The sequence below is a fragment of the Dysgonomonas mossii DSM 22836 genome (assembly GCF_000213575.1).
Classification (GTDB): Bacteria; Bacteroidota; Bacteroidia; order Bacteroidales; family Dysgonomonadaceae; genus Dysgonomonas; species Dysgonomonas mossii.
Map to the genome: position 1 here is coordinate 63683 of NZ_GL892010.1, position 20808 is coordinate 84490.

Below are 20808 nucleotides of genomic sequence, written 5' to 3' on the forward strand. Positions count from 1 at the left end.
TATTATTTTATTGATTTAGATATTGTTTCGTCTAATACTTCATATAGCTGCCCCAACTTGTGATATGAAGTCCATAGGGCGAACTTTCAGAAATTAATCGGCAATACTTCATTCCAATACGGATATACCAACCATCTTCGTCTGAATTAACATTGTAGCAAGAAAAATCTCCTCGTTCCGATTCCTTGTCATAGCTGTACGCAAGCAGGTAATAGTTGCTATCATACTCCTGAAAAATATATACATCCGGATTGCCGTTTACACTTTCCCAAGCTCCCAACCATGCAGTTGGGAAACTCTGATAACTTTGAATTTCATTTTCCATACTTACAATTCTTTTCCCTTGTCAATAGCCTGTTTACGTTTCTCATCCACCAGTGGGAGAGCCTTTTCCACATCTTCGGGTTTATAGTAGGTCTTGTGATTGATTTGAGTATAAGCCAGCGTACCATTATCCCGAAGTGTTTGCAGGGTTCTAGGAGAGATGTTTAGGAGCATACATACATCCTGATTATCCATCCACTCACTTTCTGCGTCGCCATACAGACGGCACAGGTGTTCCATTCGGGTAGCGAAACTTTCAAATTTGGAAAGCATCGTTTCAAATGTTTTTGCTTCAATATTTACTATCTCCATATGCACTATATTTTTAAATTATTATTCCTATTTATTCCAAAAGTAAGCCTTTCAATTATCACATTCCAACTGATAGATCCCTTTGCATCCGCATGTTGTATTTTACTCATAAACAGGCAAATTAAACTGTGATAACTTCATTGTTCTGCTGTGAAGTAAAAAAGAAAAACACAACCTTTAATAAGCATTTAGTCCGGTGGCAGTCAGTGGCGCCGATTTGGCTACAAGAGGCGTCACCTCTCTCTCATTTTTCGTTCCTCCGATACGAAGTAAAGCAGAAATATTTATCCCTCAATGCCTTTTAAATCTAGTGGTAGCTTGTGGCAGGGGTTGTCTATAGTGTAATTCTATTTTTCTCATTTTAAGTGGCAAAAGCAATTTCTATTATGACTAAAATGTGCATTCAAATTTCTAAAAAAGGTACATCGTTCTAATACATTATATTTCGCTTGTATAGTTCAATTAGATGAGCAAAATACAGCAGTCTGCACTGCTCACACATTCGACACAGTTGAAAGATATTGCAGATTACTTCATACAAACCAACTCTGTTAATACTGGTGACTAATAGTTGTTTATTTGCTGTCGATAATCGGTTTTCCATCTATTGGAGAATCATACTATTTACATTCTAAACATCAATTTCTATGAACAGTAAACAAACTGACAACGGTCAGCAAAAAAAGACAATGCCCGAAGACTGGTCACCTATACCTTCGGTCGAAAGGAAACCCAGTACCCCAAAATCCAATAATGAAAGCAAAGAAGAACTTCTGAAAGAATTTCTTGGAATGGAGGATTCCAATGTAGTGGACATTGGAGCAAGTAAAGAGAATGCCAATAGAGGCATCGGACAAAGTATCCAAACAGAAGATGAGATTAATACAAAGGATAGTATGCAAACAGAACCAGTGATAGATACACGTTCCACGGTGAAGCGTATAAGCAGCAAACAACGAAAAGAATCTTTGGATGAATATCTACAAACATTCCTTTCTGTTCCGAAACTAGAAGACCGCAAACCTGTATTTATCAGTCGGGAGGTGCGGGATGAGTTAGACGAGATCACCCGCAAGCTGGGAGGACGCAGAATGAGCGTATCGGGTTTTATCGAGAACCTTGCCCGCCATCATCTGGAAACCTACCGGGAGGATGTGGAAATGTGGAAGAAGCTATAAAGTGTAGCTTCTGTCCATTGTATGGTAAGTCTGTATAGTATCTACGACTTAGCTTTTGAGCGGAACATAAATGTTCGTGAAGCGGAGCGAGGTTATGTTTTCATTGCATGAAAACCCTCGCTTTGGCTTATCAGCCAAAGGGGAAATTGCTCCCGATGGTCGACAGTTTCAGAAAAAACGATTTATAAACTATATCGTAATTGAATCAGAATAATCAAGATAAGCGAAAAGGTGGACGCCCAAAGAAGAGCTCCGTCACTCGGAAAGACAAGACCATTGCAGTCTGTTTTTCTGAGCCGGAACTCTATGCCATTCGGCATCGGGCTACCAAAGCAAATCTTCCGCTTAGTGTCTATTGTCACGATGCAATTTTGGAGGGCGTAATCAAAGAACCATTGAAAAAAGAAGAACTGGATATACTCAGGAGACTTTCGAATATGGGAAATAATCTGAACCAACTTACTAAAACAGCCAAGTTTTTAGGTGTAAAATGGCTCGAAGAAGGAGCAGAAAATCTATTCAGTCAGATACAAAATATCATAAATAAGCTCTCGGATGATTGGAAAAATAGTAAAAGGAAGAAGCTTTAAGGGGTGTGTTTCCTATGTTTTAGACAATAAGGATGTAACTATTTTGGCGAGTGAAAGCGTATTGGAAGTCGATACCAAATCCATTATCAACAGCTTTTATATGCAAAGTCTGCTCAATCCGAAGCTATCGAAATGTGTTGGGCATATTCCGTTATCATTCTCTCCTGATGACAAAGAACGAATGACAGACCAGTTTATGGAGCGTTTGGCAAAGGAGTATATCAAAGCGATGGGAATAGAGAATACGCAATATATCATTGTCCGTCATAATAACACCAGCCATCCGCATTGTCATATTGTGTTCAACCGAGTAGATAACGATGGTAAGACTATTTCCGACAAGAACGACCAATACCGAAACGAAAAGGTATGCAAGCAGTTAAAGGATAAATACAATCTGACTTATGGGCAAGGAAAAGATAAGGTGAACGTTCAGAAACTAAAGGGAGCAGAGCAGACCAAATATGAAATTTACCATGCGATTAAAGATACTCTTCTGAAAGCCAAGAATTGGCGACAGTTTGAAGAAGCCCTGAAGCAGAAAGGTATATCCATAGAGTACAAGCACAAAGGGCAAACGAATGAAGTACAGGGGATTTCATTCAAGAAAGGAGAGTACTCTTTCAAAGGTTCGGACGTTGACCGAAAATTCAGCTACTCCAAGTTGGATATAATACTCAATGATAATAACCACAGTCAGGAACAGCAGCAAATAAACATTCCGAAAGAAACAACAAATACATTTTCGGAAAATATTGCTTCGGGAGTAGCCGATGCGGCATCGAGTATTGGCGGTTTATTTGATATTCAACCATCTAATTATGACCCGAACGAAGCAGAGGCTTTATCCAAAAAGAAGAAAAAGAAGCCGATAAAACGTAAGGGTATAAGTAGATAAAAACAAATCATTAACAACTTAAAAAAATAGAAATATGGCACAATCAGTATCAAACGATGCCCTTTGGGAGAAACTCTCAGAGGTAGATAAGAAATTGGAAAATATTGCGATAACTCAGAAATCACTGATTCCCGAAGATAATCAGTCGGAAATTAAGATTGATTTTCAAAAAGAGAAAGACGAGATTATCTCAAAACTAGAGAAGTACATTCAAGGGCTTGGAACACATTGTGATTCTCATTTCAAAGTCATTCATAAAAATATGGAGCAATTAGAAGAGGATACAGAAGGAGTATATAAGATACTGTCTTGTATGTCAGCCATACTGAAAGAACCCCAAGAGCAGTCTGCAATAAAGTCAGATGATAAAAAGCCTTACCTGAATTTTAGATTTTTCAAGGTTCGGAAATCATCTTTGGTGATTGCTGTTCTCGGCTTGTTGGTGTTTATACTCACTCTCTTTTGTATGAAGCAGCAGAATGATTATGCGTTTTTGATGGATGGGTATTATAGACAGAGCATTGAGGCAAAAGAGATAGAGTCGTAACTTATGAGAAATAAAGAATAATCACTCACATTCAGAATCATAGATGACAAATTTTACTATATTTGCACAATATTACTTGTGATGAATACTCAAATGAATCGAATAAAAGAAATTCTTGACGAAAAAGGTATAAAACAAACTTGGTTGGCAGAAAAACTGGGTAAAAGTTTTAATATGGTGAACGCATACGTGCAGAACCGTAATCAACCCCCAATAGAGGTTTTATATAAAATTGCGGAAATATTGCAGGTGAGTGTAAAGGATTTATTAGTTGATAATAAAGAAGAAAACAAATAAAATATACATGAAGAATTTCAGAGAAAAAGCCGATTTGATTTGGCGAGTGGCCGATTTGTTACGTGGAGATTATAAGCAATCCGATTATGGCAAAGTGATTTTGCCGATGACCGTACTACGGCGATTGGATTGTGTACTTGAACCCACCAAGCAAAAGGTCTTGGATTATTTGCCCAAAGTAAGTTCACTGAAGGATAATGCGAAAGATCTTGCTCTTAATAAAATTGCAGGTTTTAATTTTCACAATAGAAGCCAGTTTAATTTTCAGAAATTAGTGGCCGATCCAAATAACATCGGGGCAAACCTGAGGCAGTATATTAACGGTTTTTCTACTAGTGCGCGGGAAATTATCGAATACTTCAATTTCGATGATCAGATAGATCGTATGGACGACCCGAGAACTGATATCCTGTTCCGTGTAGTGAAGGCCTTTCAGGCGATTGATTTATCTGATATGGATTCCATGGAGATGGGATATGTTTTCGAAGAGTTGATCCGAAAATTTGCAGAACAATCTAACGAGACTGCTGGGGAGCACTTTACACCAAGAGAGATTATTCGATTAATGGTCAACCTGCTGTTTATTGAGGATCGGGAAATGCTCACACAGAAAGGGATCGTGAAAACTATGTACGACCCGGCTTGTGGAACAGGCGGAATGCTTTCTATTGCCGAGCAATATGTAAAAGAGCTTAACCCCGATGCAGAATTGAAGGTTTTTGGACAAGAGATCAACCCCGAATCGTATGCCATTTGCAAATCGGACATGTTAATTAAGGGGCAAAATCCGGGAAATATTAAGTTTGGGAACACCTTTACTGTAGATGGGTTAGATGATGAAAAATTTGATTATATGCTGTCTAATCCTCCTTTTGGAGTAGATTGGAAGAAAGCCGAAAAGATCATCAAAACTGAAGCCGAAAATAAAGGCATGAGTGGTCGTTTTGGAGCCGGATTGCCTCGAATTAACGATGGATCATTACTTTTCCTGCAACACATGGTTTCTAAAATGAAAGGCAGTGGCACCCGGATTGGAATCGTATTCAATGGTTCGCCTTTATTCACCGGTGCTGCAGAAAGCGGTGAAAGCAATATCCGCAAATGGATTATTGAAAACGACTGGCTGGAAGCTGTTGTTGCCATGCCGGATCAGTTATTCTATAATACAGGAATCAGCACTTATGTGTGGATTGTTACCAATCATAAGAGTAAGGAGCGGAAAGGAAAAATACAATTAATCAACGCCACCGGAACTAAAGATGAAGAGTTACTGAAAGAAGGGAAACTGGAATTTAACCGCTTTTGGCGTAAAATGGATCGCAGTTTGGGGAACAAGCGCAAAGCAATTGCCGAGAATGGTAATACCAAAGGTATTGGGTTCATTACACAGATTTACGGGAATTTTCAAGAAAACGAGTTCTGTAAGATTCTTCCCAACGAATATTTCGGCTATTGGCGGGTAACTGTAGAACAACCTCTGAGAGAAAATGGCAAAATTGTAAAAGACAGGAACAAACAGCCAAAGCCCAATACTTCTTTGCGCAATTACGAAAACATTCCTTTCTTGAAGAAAGATGCCAACGGGAAACTGATCCCGCAAACCATCGAAGAGTACTTTGATGCCGAGGTAAAACCTCACCTGCCCGAAGCATGGATTGATCACAGCAAAACAAAAATCGGCTACGAAGTCAACTTCACCAAATATTTTTATGAGTTCAAGCCGCTACGGGCATTGGCGGATATCCGTGCAGATATTCTGGCATTGGAAGAGGAAATAGTGGATGCAGAAAAAACGATATTGAATTTATGAAAAAATACGATTCATATAAATTAAGTCATATCGATTTCTTAGATCACATTCCTTCTCATTGGCAGGAAATACGAATGCGATTTTTAGGATATTTATATGGTGGGCTAACAGGTAAAAGTGCGGATGATTTCAATCAAATTGGCAATATCGAAAATAAGGCTTTTATTCCTTTTACCAACATAGCAAATAACTCAAAAATAGATATATCAAAACTACAGGAAGTTATTATCACCGATGGAGAGAAACAAAATAAGGCGCAAAAAGGAGATTTATTCTTTTTAATGAGTTCGGAAAATTATGAAGATGTTGGTAAATCAGCCGTTTTATGCGACGATGTAGAAGATATGTATCTAAACAGTTTTTGTAAAGGGTTTAGAGTTGTGGCGAAGAATATCAATTCTGAATTCCTCAATTATCAACTGAGCAGCAGCGAAATAAGACATAATCTTTTAACGGAAGCTAATGGCTTTACTCGAATCAACTTGAAAATAGATAAGGTTAATGATTTAATCGTTGCCATACCAACAGAGCATGAACAAACTGCCATTGCCTCTTTTTTAGACCGAAAAACAGCCGAAATAGACCAGCTAATTGCCGACAAGAAACGTTTAATAGAGCTTTACGAAGAAGAAAAAGCGGCTATTATCAATCAGGCGGTTACCAAAGGTATTGACTCCAACGTAAAAATGCAAGATAGCGGGATTGAATGGCTTGGAGAAATTCCGGGACATTGGGAGGTAAGAAGATTTAACTCTCTTTTTTCTTTTTCTCGAGGATTGACCATAACAAAAGAAAACCTTCAAGATGAAGGAATACCATGCATTAGTTATGGCGAAATACATTCAAAGTATAGTTTTGAGGTGAATCCAGAGAAAGATATCTTAAAATGCGTAGATAAAAATTATTTGATTTCATCTGAAAAATCTTTATTAAATCATGGCGATTTTGTTTTTGCAGATACATCAGAAGACATCAAAGGATCAGGAAATTTCACCTATCTGAATAGTGAAACTCGTGCTTTCGCTGGTTATCACACTATTATTGCTAATCCTATAGAAAATTTTATGCACAGATATGTCGCTTATTTTTTTGACTCTTTATCCTTTAGAAATCAAATTCGCTGTAAAGTAACTGGAACAAAAGTTTATAGCATTACTCAATCTATCTTAAAATGTACTTTTATTCTTCTGCCACCTATTCATGAGCAGAATTCCATTGTTCAGTACATTGATGCTGAATGCTCCCGTATTAATTCCAAGATAGAAAAAACAAAAAAACTTATCGACTTACTAACTGAATACCGCACAACCTTGATCAGCGAAATAGTAACCGGAAAAATAAAAGTAACGGATTAAAATATGACACTTTGTACAGCCTATATTCGTCAGGTTAATGACACTGAAGAACTTGTCTTTGCCACAGACAGCTGCTTGACTGGTGGTGAAAAATGGAAACATGGTATCAAACTTTTCGAGTTACCACGGAAAGACTGTCTGCTATGTTTTGCCGGTAGCACAATACGGGCTTATCCGCTGGTTTTGAATCTGGTCTCTTCTATTCATCTGGATAAGTATTTGGAGTCGCCATCCGCCACCTTGGAAGAGGTCCTGGATTTTCTATCTGAGTTATTTACTAAATTAGTGAAAACAATTACTGAAGTCTCAAAAGAGTATATTCATGAAGAAAGAGGTGCTGCAAAGTTTCTATTTGGCGGATGGGACTGGCAAAAGGGTACAAACGGAGCTTTTCGGGTATGGGAGCTATTTTATTCCGAAGAGGTAGAAGGTTTTATTTTTAATGAACTTACGAATGACCGTACCAAAACACGGTTCTATACTTTTCTTGGTAATGCCGCCTTTAATGTCGAAAAAGAGGCCAAAGACAGGTTTCACAAAATTTTGATGGATGAAAATAAAATGGACTCCAAATTGGATATGGAGCCTTTAAGGGTATTGAGTTCTATATCGCTGGATAAGGGAATAAGAGAAGTTGATGGGAGCCTGCAAATTGCCAAAATATACAAATCGAGCAGGACGGAATTCTTTGGTATATACTGGGAATCAAGCAAAGGAAAGCCCTGTTTTCAGGGCAGAGAATACAATGAGATCAATAAGCCATTGGTTCGATATTTCGATCCTGATACTTTTGAGATCATAGAATCTGATTTACCCAATAAAATTTCGTCCATTACATTGGAAATATACCAAGATGATTACGAATTTGTTTGTGAATGTTTTGATAAAACAGGTTTTCTTAAAAATAATCTGCCGGAAAAATCCAAGCATGTTTTGCGAATGATATTCAAGAAAGTTGCTTATCGTCAATTTGTAGAACAACAAGAAAGACAACAGATAAATGGTGAAGAGCATGAATATAACAACTGAAAATACATTTGAAACAGCTTTAGTCCAATCATTGATTGAACAAGGAGGTTATACCCTTGGAAATGCTCAAGACTATAGCCCAGAATTAGGGATGTTTAAATATGAGGTTATTGATTTTCTTCAAAAGTCACAACCCAAACGTTGGGATAAACTGGTGGCGATCCACGGTGAAGACACTCATAACCGTGTTATTCAGCGATTACATAAAGAGTTGGATTTAAGAGGTTGCTTAGACGTACTTCGGAATGGTTTTGTAGATTACGGAGTTAGATTTCAAATGGCATTTTTTCAACCGGTGTCCGGTTTAAATCCTGAATCCATTGATCTTTTTGATAAAAATAGCCTGAAAGTGTACCGTCAAATTTATTATAGTAATAAAAATCAAAATTCGGTCGATGTTGTCCTTTCGCTGAATGGTATTCCTATTGTTACATTGGAACTTAAAAATCAGTTCACGGGACAAAACGTGAGTAACGCCCTCAAGCAATATAGTGCAACACGCGATAACCGTGAGTTGTTATTTGCATTCAATAGGCGTACTTTGGTTCATTTTGCTGTTGATCAGGATGAGGTTTTTATGACTACCAAATTAGACGGGCATAAAACTTTTTGGTTACCTTTCAATAAAGGAAATAATAATGGAAAAGGGAACCCTCAAAATCCCAATGGCTACCGCACTGCTTATTTGTGGGAAAATATTCTCGCAAAAGACAGTCTGATGGAAATTATTCAGCGTTTTGTTCATCTACAGATTGAAGAATTTGAAGTGGATGGTCGTACATATAAAAAAGAAAAACTGATATTTCCGCGTTATCACCAGTTGGATGCTGTCCGTAAAATCAGCAGCGATGTGTTAACTGCCGGTGTAGGAAAGAATTATTTGATTCAACACTCAGCCGGATCTGGTAAGAGTAATTCTATTGCATGGCTGTCTTACCGGTTGTCGAGTTTGCATAATCAAGCCGATGAACGAATCTTTGATTCTGTTATCGTTGTCACCGACCGAAGGGTACTTGACCAGCAGCTACAAAATACCATTTATCAGTTTGAACATAAAGCAGGTGTTGTAAAAAAAATAGACAAAGATAGCACCCAGTTGGCTGCCGCATTGGGTTATGGAAGCAATGTCATCATTACCACCCTGCAAAAATTTCCGTTCATTGTAGATAAAGTCACCGAATTACCTGACAGAAAATATGCCGTAATCATTGATGAGGCACACAGCTCGCAAGGAGGTGAAGCATCAAAAAAGATGAAAGAAGTATTGGCTGTTAAAACGCTTGATGAAGCGGAACAAGCCGATACAGAAGATTATACCGGAGACGATTTTATCAGGGAGGAAATCGAGCGGTCCGCTACAAGTCGAGGAAAACAAGATAATATTTCATTTTTTGCTTTCACAGCAACACCCAAATATAAAACGCTACAAGTATTCGGACATAAAGATGCCGAAGGAAAGCCCATTCCGTTCCATCTCTATTCGATGAGGCAGGCTATTGAGGAAGGTTTTATTTTAGATGTACTTCAGAATTATACAACCTATGAATTATATTTCAAACTCACCAAATCCATTGAAGAAGATCCAAAATTTCATAGAAAGAAGGCAGCAAAAGCCATTGGTAAATATGTTTCTTTGCATCCCCATAATTTAGCTCAAAAAACAGAAATTATTGTGGAGCATTTCCGCGACATAGTTTCGAAAAAAATCGGAGGACGAGCAAAGGCTATGCTTGTATGTGGATCACGCTTACATGCCAAGCGTTATTTTGAGGAATTTGAAAAGTATATCAAGGAAAAAGGGTACGAAAAAGAAATTAAAATCTTAGTTGCTTTTTCCGGAAAAGTCACAGACGATAATTTTCCGACTGGCGTTGCCGAGCCTGAATTAACTGGTTATGGAGAAAAAGAACTTCCTGCTGTTTTTGAAAAAGACGATTATAAAATCTTGATCGTTGCAGATAAATACCAAACTGGCTTTGACCAACCATTATTGCATACGATGTATGTTGATAAGAAGTTGTCGGGAGTAAAGGCTGTACAAACCCTTTCGCGCCTTAATCGTATATATCCCGGCAAGGAAGATACTTTTGTTTTGGATTTTGTCAATGACCGCGAAGAAATATTAAAATCATTCCAGCCATACTATGAAATCACTACTGTAACGGAGGAAACAGATGTCAACCATTTATACGATTTGAAAGCAAGGCTTGATCAATTTCAGGTATATTGGGATAGCGAAATTGAAGAGTTTGCTCAAGTTTATTTTAATCCAACAACCAACTTAAACAACCCTAAGGAACAAAAGTATTTATATTCGCTTACTGATCCGGCAGTAGATAGATATAAGGGTATTGTAGAAGAGGAAAAACAGGATGAATTTAAAAAAGGATTACGTTCATGGACAAATCTGTATGCTTTTCTCGCTCAAATAATGCCATTTGTAGATATAGAGTTTGAGAAATTCTATGCTTATGCCAAACTATTGCAAATACGGTTACCCAAAAGAGAACTGTCCGAATCGTTACATTTAGACGACGAAGTGGCTCTCGAATATTACCGCTTACAGAAAATAAAAGAAGGTGCTATTGAATTAGTCAAAGGCGAAACAGGCGAACTCAGCGGCACAAGCGAAGCCGGGCTAAAGAGAGCCAGAGATGAAGAAGCGTTGCTTTCGGAAATCATCACTATTCTGAATGACCGTTTTGGGACTGAGTTCGAACAGGCAGACAAGTTATTTTTCGACCAGATAGAAGCTGAATTACTGGAAGACGAAACATTGCAAACGCAGGCTAAGGTCAATAAATTAGATACTTTTAAGTTTGCTTTTGACGATAAGTTTATCGACAAACTTATTTCTCGAATGGATCAAAATCAGGAAATTTTTGAGAAAATCCTCGAAGATAAGTCCTTTGGAGATTTGGTAAAAGAACTGATGATGAAACGGATATTCAGAAAGTTGAACGAATAAAAGCAAATATTATGGTTAATTTATTATTTCGTTTGTTTTTAACATTTAATGCAACATCATTGATAATAGTGGTTTATCTGGTCAAAAGCCAGATAGTATTGAACGGACTGCATTCTTTTATGGCAGATATGCCTCATTACGTATCTTATATTATTTATTTTGCAGTTCCTGTATTATTCACATATTTAAGTCTTTTGCTGGCAAATAGGTTGTCAGACGACAGCATAGAAATGGAGAATGAAAAATCAGCCATCCGGGAAATAGAACAAGCCAATAATGCTTATTTACCCAGTTATTTAGGCTATTTCTTTGTAGCACTTAGCGTACCATATTGCGACACATTGATATTCGTCTTCGCAATACTTTTTCTATTTACGTTTCTATCCCAGACGCTCTATTTCAATCCGTTATTTCTCATATTTGGATACCACTTTTTCTATTTAACGACAGAAAACAATGTTAAAATATTTCTAATAACAAAGAAAAGATTAAAAGAACCAAGTCGTTTGGCCTTTCCAAAGCTCAAAAGAATAAATGATTTTACATTTATCGATAAACAAAAGTAACTGTCTATGAATCATCTATTAGCAAAAACCAAAGGGAGAAGAGGTGGCTTTTTCAAAGTCATTTCAAATCAACAGATTTTCGATTTACCAAGGGATTTGAATAACCCTATTCAATATGACTCTAATTACAAATTAGAAGAGGATGAATGGTTTTGTATTTCATCTTTTTCAGAAAAGGAATATTGCATTGATTTGCTGACCAAACGATTTGTTTCAACGGAATATGATCAAATAGCCGTGGCGGAATATGCCCAGATTAATTATTTTGTTGCTTATCAAACAGGAATATATTATTTTCAAAAGTTGTCGTCATCACTCGTCTTGCAAAAAAAATTTTTCGAAATATCCGAAGCCCCTTCGCTTGTTAACAACAAACGTTTAATCATAATTAATGATTTGCCGGATGCTATTTATGACAAGGAGAACGACAAGCTATATTTCAAGCGATTAAATTCACTTTCAACAATATTTAAAGGAATTGAAGAATTACACAAAGAAGCGACTCAGGAAGAGACCCAAACTTTTTTGGAAAATGACTTCATACAGCTTGCAAATGAATACTCTGCTGATAGTGTTAAGACAATGAACAGAAAACGCATTGCAATAGCCAAAGAAACTCTACAACATTTCACTCCACAAGAGAAACAGAATATGTTTGGCTATATTAGAGAATATTGTGGAGATTTGAGTTTCGATGAAAATGCAGAACAATTTTCAATTTCCAATGAAGAAGACTTAAAAAAACTTCTTTATGGAATAGAACAACGGTATTATACAACAAGGATAGGAAATGAAAAAAGGCTTGCCAACTCTATTTTGACGTTAGAATAAGTTTTTACGAAAAATGTTTATTCCAAATAGTATAAGTTATGTCCAACGATAAAATCCAACCGACAAACAGCCAATTTATCCTGTATCAGGATGACAATGGAATAACCAATGTCAATGTCCGTTTTGACGGGCAGGATGTTTGGCTCTCACAACAACAAATAGCCCTGTTGTTTGACACTACCCAGCAGAATGTCAGTTTCCATATTAACGGCATTTTAGACGAGGGCGAATTGCCGAAAGAAGCAACTCACAAGTATTTCTTGTTAGTTCGTCAGGAAGGCAATCGGTCGGTAAAAAGACAGATCGAACATTACAATTTAGACATGATTATCGCTATCGGCTATCGCGTGAAATCACAGGTGGCAACACGGTTCAGACAATGGGCAACACAGCGACTGCACGAATATATCCAAAAAGGATTTACGATTGACGATGAACGCCTCAAAGGGAATGGGAACCGCTATTTTCGCGAGTTACTGCAACGAATCAGGGATATACGTTCAAGTGAACGCAATTTGTATCAACAAGTGACTGATATTTATGCCACAGCAATAGATTACGATCCAAGAACCGATATGACGCGTCAGTTTTTTGCCACCGTGCAAAACAAAATGCACTATGCTGCCCATCAACATACGGCAGCGGAAGTAATTTACGAGAGAGTAGACTCCGATAAGCCAATGGTGGGTATGACCAACTTCAAAGGGGACTACATAACCCGCGACGATGTCAAAATTGCAAAAAACTATTTGTCGGAAAAAGAATTGCAAGTCTTAAATTTATTGGTATCCCAATATCTTGATTTTGCCGAACTGCAAGCTATCGAAGAACATTCTATGACCATGCAACAGTGGATAGAAAAATTGGATAATATACTGTCGGTCGGCAATCGCCCCTTGCTTAGTAATGCAGGAACAGTTTCTCATAAACAAGCTATAGAAAAAGCAATACAGGAGTTTGAAGAGTATCGCCGTAAAGAAATGCTGCAATACGAAAGCGATTTCGACAGGGCTATAAAAGAGTTGAAATCCCAAAGAAACGATAATACAGACAATATATCGAAGTAGATTATCCAAATTTAAAATATTATTCTATCTTTGTCCCAAGCTAATCAACCTGCTCAATGCGGAGCAAATTGATGAAGTTAACTCGTTACTTATCCGTTACCTATTCTGAATCCATTAGATTGCAAAGCGCTGATTCAGAAAAGAATATCCAAAAAGCATTGGTTTGTTACTAAATCGTTACCTATTAAGAAAAATATTTTTCTAATCCACTTGTTTTCAATTGGTAATAATAATTACGATGCCTTGCAGTATGAAAAAAACACAAGAAAAGGTATATTAAAACCCCATTCCCAATTGCAACATAAAACGTTGATCGTCATTGGAATCGAAGAATGATAGTTTACCGGTAAACTCCTTAAACAGTGTTACCCAGAATCCACCACCATACGAAGAGTGCCATTTATTCGAATCCTCGTGCGGATACCACACTCGCCCATAATCAACTCCTACGAATAAACCGTATTCAACGGGAGTGAAACTGTTCTTCAACTCACCCATATCCCATCTGAATTCGGAAAACTGATAAAATGATTGTTTACCCATAAAACGATTATCCCGGAACCCTCTTAACTCAGTTGTCGCAGATTGAAAAAAATCGTATTTATTAGAAAGCAGCACTTTGGTATTTACTTCTGTCGCAAAAGACAAATGACTTATCAAATGAATGTTTACACTCAAATTGGCTGTTGCATAAGGAACGTGACGCCCTCTATTTCCTATATTGAATATTCCTCCGGTAGACAGACTTATTTTGTATTTTGAGATGACATCATTTGTTTTCTTATCCATCACATACCGTACGTTCAGATCGAGAAAGAATTTAGTGTCGAAAATATCATTGTTGTCATCATATATCTGATTAATATAACGGTCTCTGTTTTCTGGATTATCCACTTTGTCAATCTCTAATGAACTTGCAATATTAAATGTCTGGAATTTATCTATTTGATAATAAAATGCAGGTGTAACAGCATATCTTTCTAAATGTACTCTGTTAAATTTTTTATCTTCGTCTTTGTAGCCAGATGTTGAATTTCCATAACCGAAGAAGTTTGAAAAATAAGCAGGACTGCCGATAAATGCCGACAGGTGAAAACTTCTTCTTCCATCATAATCTGGAAAAATTCCCTGATAAGTAAAACCATTGATATAATCAAAACTAAGTTGGTGCCATTGAGTATAAGGAGTTCTCTTGAAACCATTCACCGTATAGGTAATAGATGTTCCCAGGTTAATACCCAGATCGGAATCATAAAGTCCGATGGGAGTAACCGATAGCTTTTTATGACTTAGTTTTTCATAATCATACTTTAATGCATTTTCTTCATTACGGGGATATATAATCTTTACGGGTGATGTATCAGCCAATCTTTGTTGTTGAGACTGGGATTCATAAACTTTTACCTTACGGTTAGAAGTAAGATTATAGAGGTTTTCCCCTTTACCTCCGATTAGCAATGTTTTTATCCGGTTTGTTGGACGGTTTCCTTCAAATATGTCATTGCCTTCTAATCCGTAGACCCATATTTCCTTAGTCTGTTTAGTAGAATAATGCCGGTCAAAATATGGTTGGTCTGAATTTGAATTATAAATTTGAATGTGCAAATTGCCCATTTCATCTTCACCGAATATGAATCTATCATCATTATTCGTACCTGTAATCACAGGGGTTTTCTGCAATTCCAGATAATACCGATGCGTAATATTTTCTATTTGGTTACGACGGCTCATTAGTTTTCTTTTTATATCTTGCATGTTCTCATCCTGCACCTCTTCTGGTAATGCTGAGAAAGCATTGTTTATCAACTCGTCTGACAAATGGATCTGCAAATATTTAGCTTGCTCCAACCAAGCGCTCTTATCACTCTTTGGGGTAAGAGCCATATCTAATGCATAACCAAGAGTATTGAGTTTTTTTACATTATTTAGCGTCTCATCATAATTATTAATAAAGCCCAAACCCAACATTCTCAACAAAGGCTTAAATAAAATACCTTCTATTTTCGGATAAGCATGGTTTCGGTCAAGTACCATTGGTTCAAATATAATTGAATCACTCTTCAATGCCGTAATCCAACCCCATGATTCGGGGATTTTGTTCCAGTCTCCAATCAGCATATCAAATAACCGCGTACGGATATAAAGTTGCTGATCTACATTATAAGTATCCCCTTTATGTAATTCTTCAAGAAGTTGTTCCACATTAGTAAATACCTTTTCTTGCTCGGTAAAAGGCAAACGTGTAATCGTTATCAGATTACCTCTGATATTGCTGCCGTCTGCAACAATATCTGTAGCTTCACCTGTTGATATATATGCAATATCATATCGATTAGAGATCAGGTCAACTTCTTTTGCCATAAGGTTGGAAGCAATGAAACCATACGGATGAACAATAGTAAATGCTTCCGTAATAAAATCGCCTATATAAGTATCTTCTAAATCATCAATATCATAAACACTTTTAAAGAAACTCGAATTTAAGAAGCTGGTAGATCCACCAAGAGGACGCAGCAAATACAAGGATTCATTCTTATCTTTCAATACTAAGGTATGCAAATCCTTAAATTCTCTGAGAATGGATAATCCTCCATATAAAGAATTCAGACTAATTGCTTTTACGCTTACCGCTTTATAATACAATGGTTCGTAATGCGTACCCCATAAACTATGATATAGAGAACCATGTTCATTTCTCTTTTGCTCGTATATCGGTTTCTTTACAACATCACCTAACTGAATGGGAATAGAATCTCCCTTATTCTGTGCGTTTAAAGCAGTCACGAAGAAGAGAGATAGAATGACTAAAAAATAAATTCTAATTTTTTTACGTAAAATGATCTTATGATAGGCTATTAAATAGTAAAAGGCACTTAATGATATATTTTTAAAAATATCTAATGGTTTCATCTTATCATTTGTTCTAAATTCTGTTTTCGGGAAAGGCAATTAATAAATCATTAAAGATCCTAATAAAAGAAGAAATTACCTTTCAGACTTTCTTCTGATACAGACTAATAAGCAGGGATAATATGCTCTACTTTCAGTTGATCAAACATTTTTCTGAAAGCAGGGAAGATATCTGTTTGGTTATCGATAAAACCAAATCGATGGATCTTTTGCGGATCAGACAGTATATTGTATGAATCATTAAAGATTAAATCACTTGAATACCAGTTTAAAGAACGGAGTAAAGATTTATTCTTGAGCTTATATTTTTCACAAATACCTCTCCATAGATCATCCCTGCTTTGCATATATAAAGCCAACGAGAAAACGTTAGGCCTTCCCGATAGTATACCAAAATATTTGCTTATTTGTACCCAAAGATCTTTCCATAGTATTCCATTCCCGCTTGTTATATTAAAGATCTCCCCTTTGCATAACTTCCGGGACAGTACATATTGCATACTTTCCGTGAGGGTATCTAATGCGGTTAGAGCAATCCGGGAATTAAATTTTTCTTCACTGCCGGGAAAAGACATAGGCACACCTTCTTCCTTACAGAGTGTTGCATAGATTGCAATTTGAATTGCTATACCGGAAGGGTTGTCAATAGAGATATCGATTATTGTATTTGAACGAAGCGATGTCCATCCCCATTTCTTATTGACGGACTCTTGTCTTAAAAACTCTTCTTCAGGGGTGTAAAGATGAAAAAACATACAAGGGGTAAATGGCACATATCTTTTTACAATAACTGGTTTAAGCACACTCATTTTCTTATCGTGCCTGATAGTTTCCTGGATAAATATAATGTGTTCGAGCCAAGGCGCTATTTTTTCTATTTCTGTTACTAAATTCAGGGACTCGATATTTTTCAAGGATCTATTATCGGATGTACCGAAGAAGATATGTGTAATCTCCTGTAATTTTTCCTGATGAAGATCGATTGCATCTGTATTCAGGCAATCCAAGCGGATAAATTCGAATGTTCCTGTATAAGAAAGCTTTTGGGAAGATATTATGATAACATTCCAATTACCGGTAGATTCCAGGCTAGTAGCTATATTATAACCTATGGTACTATTTCCTTCTGTAATTAAAGCTGTCTTCTTTTTCTGATTTGAAGACCCGATTCTTATCCTTCCATTCATGCGCAATATATATAAACAACCTATAAAGGAACTAATTTCCCGAATATATTTTGTTATACATTTCTGATTATTAATTACATAATCCACAGATTAACAAGCTATACCTATTTTTCAATTGTGTTCTTTATTCGAAAAACTGACATTAATGGGTATTCCTCGAGGTTCATGATAAAGAAAAAAATCTTATTGATACCAACTCTTGCAAGATTATTCAATTTAACTCGAATTACTCATTAAATATCTGAATTTGAAATTATTTGAAACAATAAGGCTTAATTAATTGTTTATAATAGTATAGTGTTCTTTTCTTCATTCTATATATCTACACCACTTTTCGCAGAATCTGATGTTTTTATAAGCCAATCATAAAATGAGATTGGAAAAAGAAGTTCAGTTACTCTCTTTTATCAAAAAACAAATAAATATTACCATTATGAAAATATACATTAGACATATGGTAAGTCAACGATGCAAAATAGTGGTAATACAAGAGTTAAAGAAATTGGAACTCAATTATATTACCGTTGACTTAGGGGTTGTTAATCTTTCCACACATCCAACACATGAACAAAATATCCAGCTCAAGCTAGCCATGGCTAAAAGCGGATTGGAACTAATAGAAAACAGGAAGGATATAGTGATCGAGCAGATAAAAATAGCAGTCATAGAATCAATATATTATTCAGAAAATAAATTAAAGATTCCCTTTTCAACCTATCTAAGTAATAAATTAAACCTGAACTACACTTATTTATCTAATACATTTACAGAGTCGCAAGGCTTTACAATTGCGCATTTCATCATTATGCATAAAATTGAACATGTTAAAGAACTCATTCAATACAATGAATTAACTTTTTCGGAAATTGCTTTCAAAATGCATTACAGTAGTATTGGCCATTTATCAAACCAGTTTAAGAAAATAACAGGTACTACTTTATCATTTTATAAGATGCATGGTCAAAAAAGAGAAACCAATATTGAAAACCTGTTAATTCTATAATATTCAATTATAAACACATAAAGCAATAGGGGTATACCGCAAAATAGATAGCACTTCTAATGTTTTAAAAAAAAATATTATTTAATTTTCAAATCATCTAATCCTTTTCTGTTTTTTTCTGCTCGTTTATTAGCCTTTTCCGCTCGCTTTTCTTTCAAGTTTTTTTGAGGAGTTTTTTTATCCGCCCGGTCTTTTCCTTTATCTTCTTTTGACATAACTATTAAAATATTAATTATATCCAAAGATGAGAATTATTAAATCCAATATTATTACATAAAAAGTAAAATGAGTTACATATTTTACATATTTACTGAATGACAATTATATTCTAATATCGATAATCTGTAAAACATGTAATTAATAAACGATTAGTTGTAATATATCTGGGGTATAAGAGAACTACCTTTATGAACTAACACCTAATGTGTTAGACAAATTCATATGTCAATAAAAACAGTAAATCCAGCAACAAATGAAAAGCTGAAATCATTTGATGAAATGTCGAAAGATGAAATAGAGACTGTTATCAACCAGTCAGATATTACTTATCAGAGTTGGCGAAAAACAACTTATAAACAACGTTCGGAACTATTGCATAAAGTAGCACAAATATTACGAATAAGAAAAGAAAACCTTGCTGAACTAATCACTACCGAAATGGGGAAACTGATTGGTGAAAGTAAAGCAGAAATAGAACTTAGTGCGGATATCTTTGATTATTATGCTGAAAATGCTGAAAAATTTCTTGCGGATAAGATTTTAAGACCTAAATATGGAGAAGCATTAATACGCTACAGTCCGATAGGAGTTTTACTGGGGGTACAACCTTGGAATTTTCCATTTTATCAGGTTGCACGTTTTGCTGCCCCCAACATTATGATAGGGAATACTATTCTTTTAAAACATGCTTCTAACGTTCCTCAGTGTGGAATAGCATTGAGCGAAATATTTAAAGAAGCAGGTGCTCCACATGGATTGTATATAAACTTATTGATACCTGGCAACAAGATATCAAGGCTTCTTGCCGATGAGAGAATTAAGGGTGCTTCTCTGACTGGCAGTGAGCAGGCCGGAGCCAGTTTAGCAGAAGCTGCAGGAAAAAATATTAAAAAATCAGTCTTAGAACTTGGAGGTAGCGACCCATTTATAGTATTAGATGATGCCAATATCGATAAAACCATTTACTGGGCAGTAATAGCCCGAATGAATAATACAGGACAGTGTTGTGTTGCTGCAAAACGTTTTATTATAATGGAGTCTGTCTATTTTGAATTTCTCAATAAGTTTAAAGCGGCTTTACTGGCCCTAAAAGTGGGGGACCCGATGGATAATGAAACGGAACTTGGGCCATTAGTAAGTGAAGAAGCTTTGACTAACTTATTAGATCAGATAAACAGATCGGTTAAAGCCGGAGCCAGAATAGAATTGGGTGGACGGCGTATAGATCGTTCCGGAGCTTATCTGGAAGCAACCATTCTTTCCGATATAAATAAGAATAATCCTGTCTATTCTCAAGAGCTATTTGGTCCTGTTGCATTATTATTTAAAGTAAGAACTGTAGAGGAAGCAATTAGTCTGGCAAATGACACTAGCTATGGGCTAGGTGCGTCAATTTTCACAAGTGATATAAGACAAGGGAAACTAATAGCTGATCAAATAGATAGCGGAATGGTTTTTATAAATCATCCGACATGGACCCAAGCTGATTTACCATTTGGGGGAACAAAGCGATCAGGATATGGACGAGAATTATCAGAATTCGGTACTGAAGAGTTTGTCAATAAGAAATTAATCAGGACAAGCCTTTTAACCGATCCTTTTTAAACGAGGATATTCTGATAAAATTTCACTATAACCTAATTTTAGAAATTAATAAATAAAAANAGAGTAGTTAAATTAACTACTTTACTTTTATTTAACTTAACTTTAACTTTTA

General features: G+C 36.1%; 19 protein-coding genes. 14 read left to right on the forward strand and 5 right to left on the reverse strand.

Annotated elements, in window-relative coordinates; all coding sequences use genetic code 11:
• Positions 1 to 31: 31 nt before the first annotated feature.
• Both HMPREF9456_RS14135 and HMPREF9456_RS14140 read right to left on the reverse strand, forming a co-directional pair.
• Positions 32 to 325: a DUF3876 domain-containing protein gene (locus tag HMPREF9456_RS14135; protein WP_006844229.1), complete on the reverse strand. Its 294-nt coding sequence runs from the start codon at positions 323 to 325 to the stop codon at positions 32 to 34.
• A gap of 2 nt (positions 326 to 327) precedes the next feature.
• Positions 328 to 636 (reverse strand): helix-turn-helix domain-containing protein, encoded by a 309-nt coding sequence (locus tag HMPREF9456_RS14140; protein WP_006844230.1) that lies wholly within the window; start codon positions 634 to 636, stop codon positions 328 to 330.
• Between the two features lie 647 nt (positions 637 to 1283).
• Between HMPREF9456_RS14140 and HMPREF9456_RS14145 the strand changes: the two genes are divergently transcribed.
• The 12 genes from HMPREF9456_RS14145 (at position 1284) to HMPREF9456_RS14200 (ending at position 13772) form a co-directional block, all read left to right on the forward strand.
• Positions 1284 to 1814 (forward strand): DUF3408 domain-containing protein, encoded by a 531-nt coding sequence (locus HMPREF9456_RS14145; protein ID WP_006844232.1) that lies wholly within the window; start codon positions 1284 to 1286, stop codon positions 1812 to 1814.
• 200 nt (positions 1815 to 2014) lie between these two features.
• On the forward strand, positions 2015 to 2404 hold the full coding sequence (locus HMPREF9456_RS14150) for a plasmid mobilization protein (protein WP_006844233.1): 390 nt from the start codon (positions 2015 to 2017) through the stop codon (positions 2402 to 2404).
• Positions 2370 to 3302 (forward strand): relaxase/mobilization nuclease domain-containing protein, encoded by a 933-nt coding sequence (locus tag HMPREF9456_RS14155; protein WP_006844234.1) that lies wholly within the window; start codon positions 2370 to 2372, stop codon positions 3300 to 3302. Before HMPREF9456_RS14150 ends, HMPREF9456_RS14155 begins: the two co-directional genes overlap by 35 nt.
• 34 nt (positions 3303 to 3336) lie before the next feature.
• Positions 3337 to 3849, forward strand: coding sequence for a hypothetical protein (locus HMPREF9456_RS14160; RefSeq protein ID WP_006844235.1), 513 nt, complete (start codon positions 3337 to 3339; stop codon positions 3847 to 3849).
• 81 nt (positions 3850 to 3930) lie between these two features.
• Positions 3931 to 4146, forward strand: a complete 216-nt coding sequence (locus tag HMPREF9456_RS14165; protein ID WP_006844236.1) for a helix-turn-helix domain-containing protein — start codon at positions 3931 to 3933, stop codon at positions 4144 to 4146.
• 7 nt (positions 4147 to 4153) lie between these two features.
• On the forward strand, positions 4154 to 5956 hold the full coding sequence (locus tag HMPREF9456_RS14170) for a type I restriction-modification system subunit M (RefSeq protein ID WP_006844237.1): 1803 nt from the start codon (positions 4154 to 4156) through the stop codon (positions 5954 to 5956).
• Positions 5953 to 7311, forward strand: coding sequence for a restriction endonuclease subunit S (locus HMPREF9456_RS14175; RefSeq protein WP_006844238.1), 1359 nt, complete (start codon positions 5953 to 5955; stop codon positions 7309 to 7311). Before HMPREF9456_RS14170 ends, HMPREF9456_RS14175 begins: the two co-directional genes overlap by 4 nt.
• 3 nt (positions 7312 to 7314) lie before the next feature.
• Positions 7315 to 8340: a hypothetical protein gene (locus HMPREF9456_RS14180; protein ID WP_006844239.1), complete on the forward strand. Its 1026-nt coding sequence runs from the start codon at positions 7315 to 7317 to the stop codon at positions 8338 to 8340.
• A complete protein-coding gene (locus HMPREF9456_RS14185; protein WP_006844240.1) occupies positions 8324 to 11308 on the forward strand; it encodes a type I restriction endonuclease subunit R in 2985 nt (994 codons plus the stop codon). The genes HMPREF9456_RS14180 and HMPREF9456_RS14185 overlap by 17 nt, the downstream gene beginning before the upstream one ends.
• A gap of 11 nt (positions 11309 to 11319) precedes the next feature.
• Positions 11320 to 11874: a hypothetical protein gene (locus HMPREF9456_RS14190; protein WP_006844241.1), complete on the forward strand. Its 555-nt coding sequence runs from the start codon at positions 11320 to 11322 to the stop codon at positions 11872 to 11874.
• Between the two features lie 6 nt (positions 11875 to 11880).
• A complete protein-coding gene (locus HMPREF9456_RS14195) occupies positions 11881 to 12705 on the forward strand; it encodes a hypothetical protein (RefSeq protein ID WP_006844242.1) in 825 nt (274 codons plus the stop codon).
• Positions 12706 to 12743: 38 nt separating this feature from the next.
• Positions 12744 to 13772, forward strand: coding sequence for a virulence RhuM family protein (locus HMPREF9456_RS14200; RefSeq protein WP_006844243.1), 1029 nt, complete (start codon positions 12744 to 12746; stop codon positions 13770 to 13772).
• Positions 13773 to 14048: 276 nt separating this feature from the next.
• Here the strand turns inward: HMPREF9456_RS14200 and HMPREF9456_RS14205 are convergent, their stop codons facing one another.
• Together HMPREF9456_RS14205 and HMPREF9456_RS14210 are read right to left on the reverse strand one after the other, a co-directional pair.
• On the reverse strand, positions 14049 to 16556 hold the full coding sequence (locus HMPREF9456_RS14205) for a BamA/TamA family outer membrane protein (protein ID WP_018075090.1): 2508 nt from the start codon (positions 16554 to 16556) through the stop codon (positions 14049 to 14051).
• Positions 16557 to 16786: 230 nt separating this feature from the next.
• On the reverse strand, positions 16787 to 17869 hold the full coding sequence (locus HMPREF9456_RS14210; protein ID WP_018075089.1) for a Rossmann-fold NAD(P)-binding domain-containing protein: 1083 nt from the start codon (positions 17867 to 17869) through the stop codon (positions 16787 to 16789).
• Between the two features lie 370 nt (positions 17870 to 18239).
• Between HMPREF9456_RS14210 and HMPREF9456_RS14215 the strand changes: the two genes are divergently transcribed.
• Positions 18240 to 18872 (forward strand): helix-turn-helix domain-containing protein, encoded by a 633-nt coding sequence (locus HMPREF9456_RS14215; protein WP_006844246.1) that lies wholly within the window; start codon positions 18240 to 18242, stop codon positions 18870 to 18872.
• A gap of 77 nt (positions 18873 to 18949) precedes the next feature.
• Here HMPREF9456_RS14215 and HMPREF9456_RS17425 read toward each other — a convergent pair whose 3' ends face one another.
• On the reverse strand, positions 18950 to 19087 hold the full coding sequence (locus tag HMPREF9456_RS17425; RefSeq protein ID WP_018075088.1) for a hypothetical protein: 138 nt from the start codon (positions 19085 to 19087) through the stop codon (positions 18950 to 18952).
• Positions 19088 to 19313: 226 nt separating this feature from the next.
• Here HMPREF9456_RS17425 and HMPREF9456_RS14220 point away from each other — a divergent pair, with 226 nt between their 5' ends.
• Complete coding sequence (locus tag HMPREF9456_RS14220; RefSeq protein ID WP_006844248.1) at positions 19314 to 20696, forward strand: NAD-dependent succinate-semialdehyde dehydrogenase; 1383 nt, start codon at positions 19314 to 19316, stop codon at positions 20694 to 20696.
• The last annotated feature ends 112 nt before the right edge of the window (positions 20697 to 20808 follow it).

What these genes read in the sequence shown, in the direction of transcription:
- HMPREF9456_RS14220 (WP_006844248.1), top strand. Translation starts at nt 19,314, where the DNA reads ATGTCAATAAAAACAGTAAATCCAGCAACAAATGAAAAGCTGAAATCA.
- HMPREF9456_RS14210 (WP_018075089.1), bottom strand. Translation starts at nt 17,869, where the DNA reads ATGAATGGAAGGATAAGAATCGGGTCTTCAAATCAGAAAAAGAAGACA.
- HMPREF9456_RS14190 (WP_006844241.1), top strand. Translation starts at nt 11,320, where the DNA reads ATGGTTAATTTATTATTTCGTTTGTTTTTAACATTTAATGCAACATCA.
- HMPREF9456_RS14135 (WP_006844229.1), bottom strand. Translation starts at nt 325, where the DNA reads ATGGAAAATGAAATTCAAAGTTATCAGAGTTTCCCAACTGCATGGTTG.
- HMPREF9456_RS14160 (WP_006844235.1), top strand. Translation starts at nt 3,337, where the DNA reads ATGGCACAATCAGTATCAAACGATGCCCTTTGGGAGAAACTCTCAGAG.
- HMPREF9456_RS14185 (WP_006844240.1), top strand. Translation starts at nt 8,324, where the DNA reads ATGAATATAACAACTGAAAATACATTTGAAACAGCTTTAGTCCAATCA.
- HMPREF9456_RS14180 (WP_006844239.1), top strand. Translation starts at nt 7,315, where the DNA reads ATGACACTTTGTACAGCCTATATTCGTCAGGTTAATGACACTGAAGAA.
- HMPREF9456_RS17425 (WP_018075088.1), bottom strand. Translation starts at nt 19,087, where the DNA reads ATGTCAAAAGAAGATAAAGGAAAAGACCGGGCGGATAAAAAAACTCCT.
- HMPREF9456_RS14215 (WP_006844246.1), top strand. Translation starts at nt 18,240, where the DNA reads ATGAGATTGGAAAAAGAAGTTCAGTTACTCTCTTTTATCAAAAAACAA.
- HMPREF9456_RS14200 (WP_006844243.1), top strand. Translation starts at nt 12,744, where the DNA reads ATGTCCAACGATAAAATCCAACCGACAAACAGCCAATTTATCCTGTAT.
- HMPREF9456_RS14175 (WP_006844238.1), top strand. Translation starts at nt 5,953, where the DNA reads ATGAAAAAATACGATTCATATAAATTAAGTCATATCGATTTCTTAGAT.
- HMPREF9456_RS14140 (WP_006844230.1), bottom strand. Translation starts at nt 636, where the DNA reads ATGGAGATAGTAAATATTGAAGCAAAAACATTTGAAACGATGCTTTCC.
- HMPREF9456_RS14145 (WP_006844232.1), top strand. Translation starts at nt 1,284, where the DNA reads ATGAACAGTAAACAAACTGACAACGGTCAGCAAAAAAAGACAATGCCC.
- HMPREF9456_RS14195 (WP_006844242.1), top strand. Translation starts at nt 11,881, where the DNA reads ATGAATCATCTATTAGCAAAAACCAAAGGGAGAAGAGGTGGCTTTTTC.
- HMPREF9456_RS14170 (WP_006844237.1), top strand. Translation starts at nt 4,154, where the DNA reads ATGAAGAATTTCAGAGAAAAAGCCGATTTGATTTGGCGAGTGGCCGAT.
- HMPREF9456_RS14165 (WP_006844236.1), top strand. Translation starts at nt 3,931, where the DNA reads ATGAATACTCAAATGAATCGAATAAAAGAAATTCTTGACGAAAAAGGT.
- HMPREF9456_RS14155 (WP_006844234.1), top strand. Translation starts at nt 2,370, where the DNA reads ATGATTGGAAAAATAGTAAAAGGAAGAAGCTTTAAGGGGTGTGTTTCC.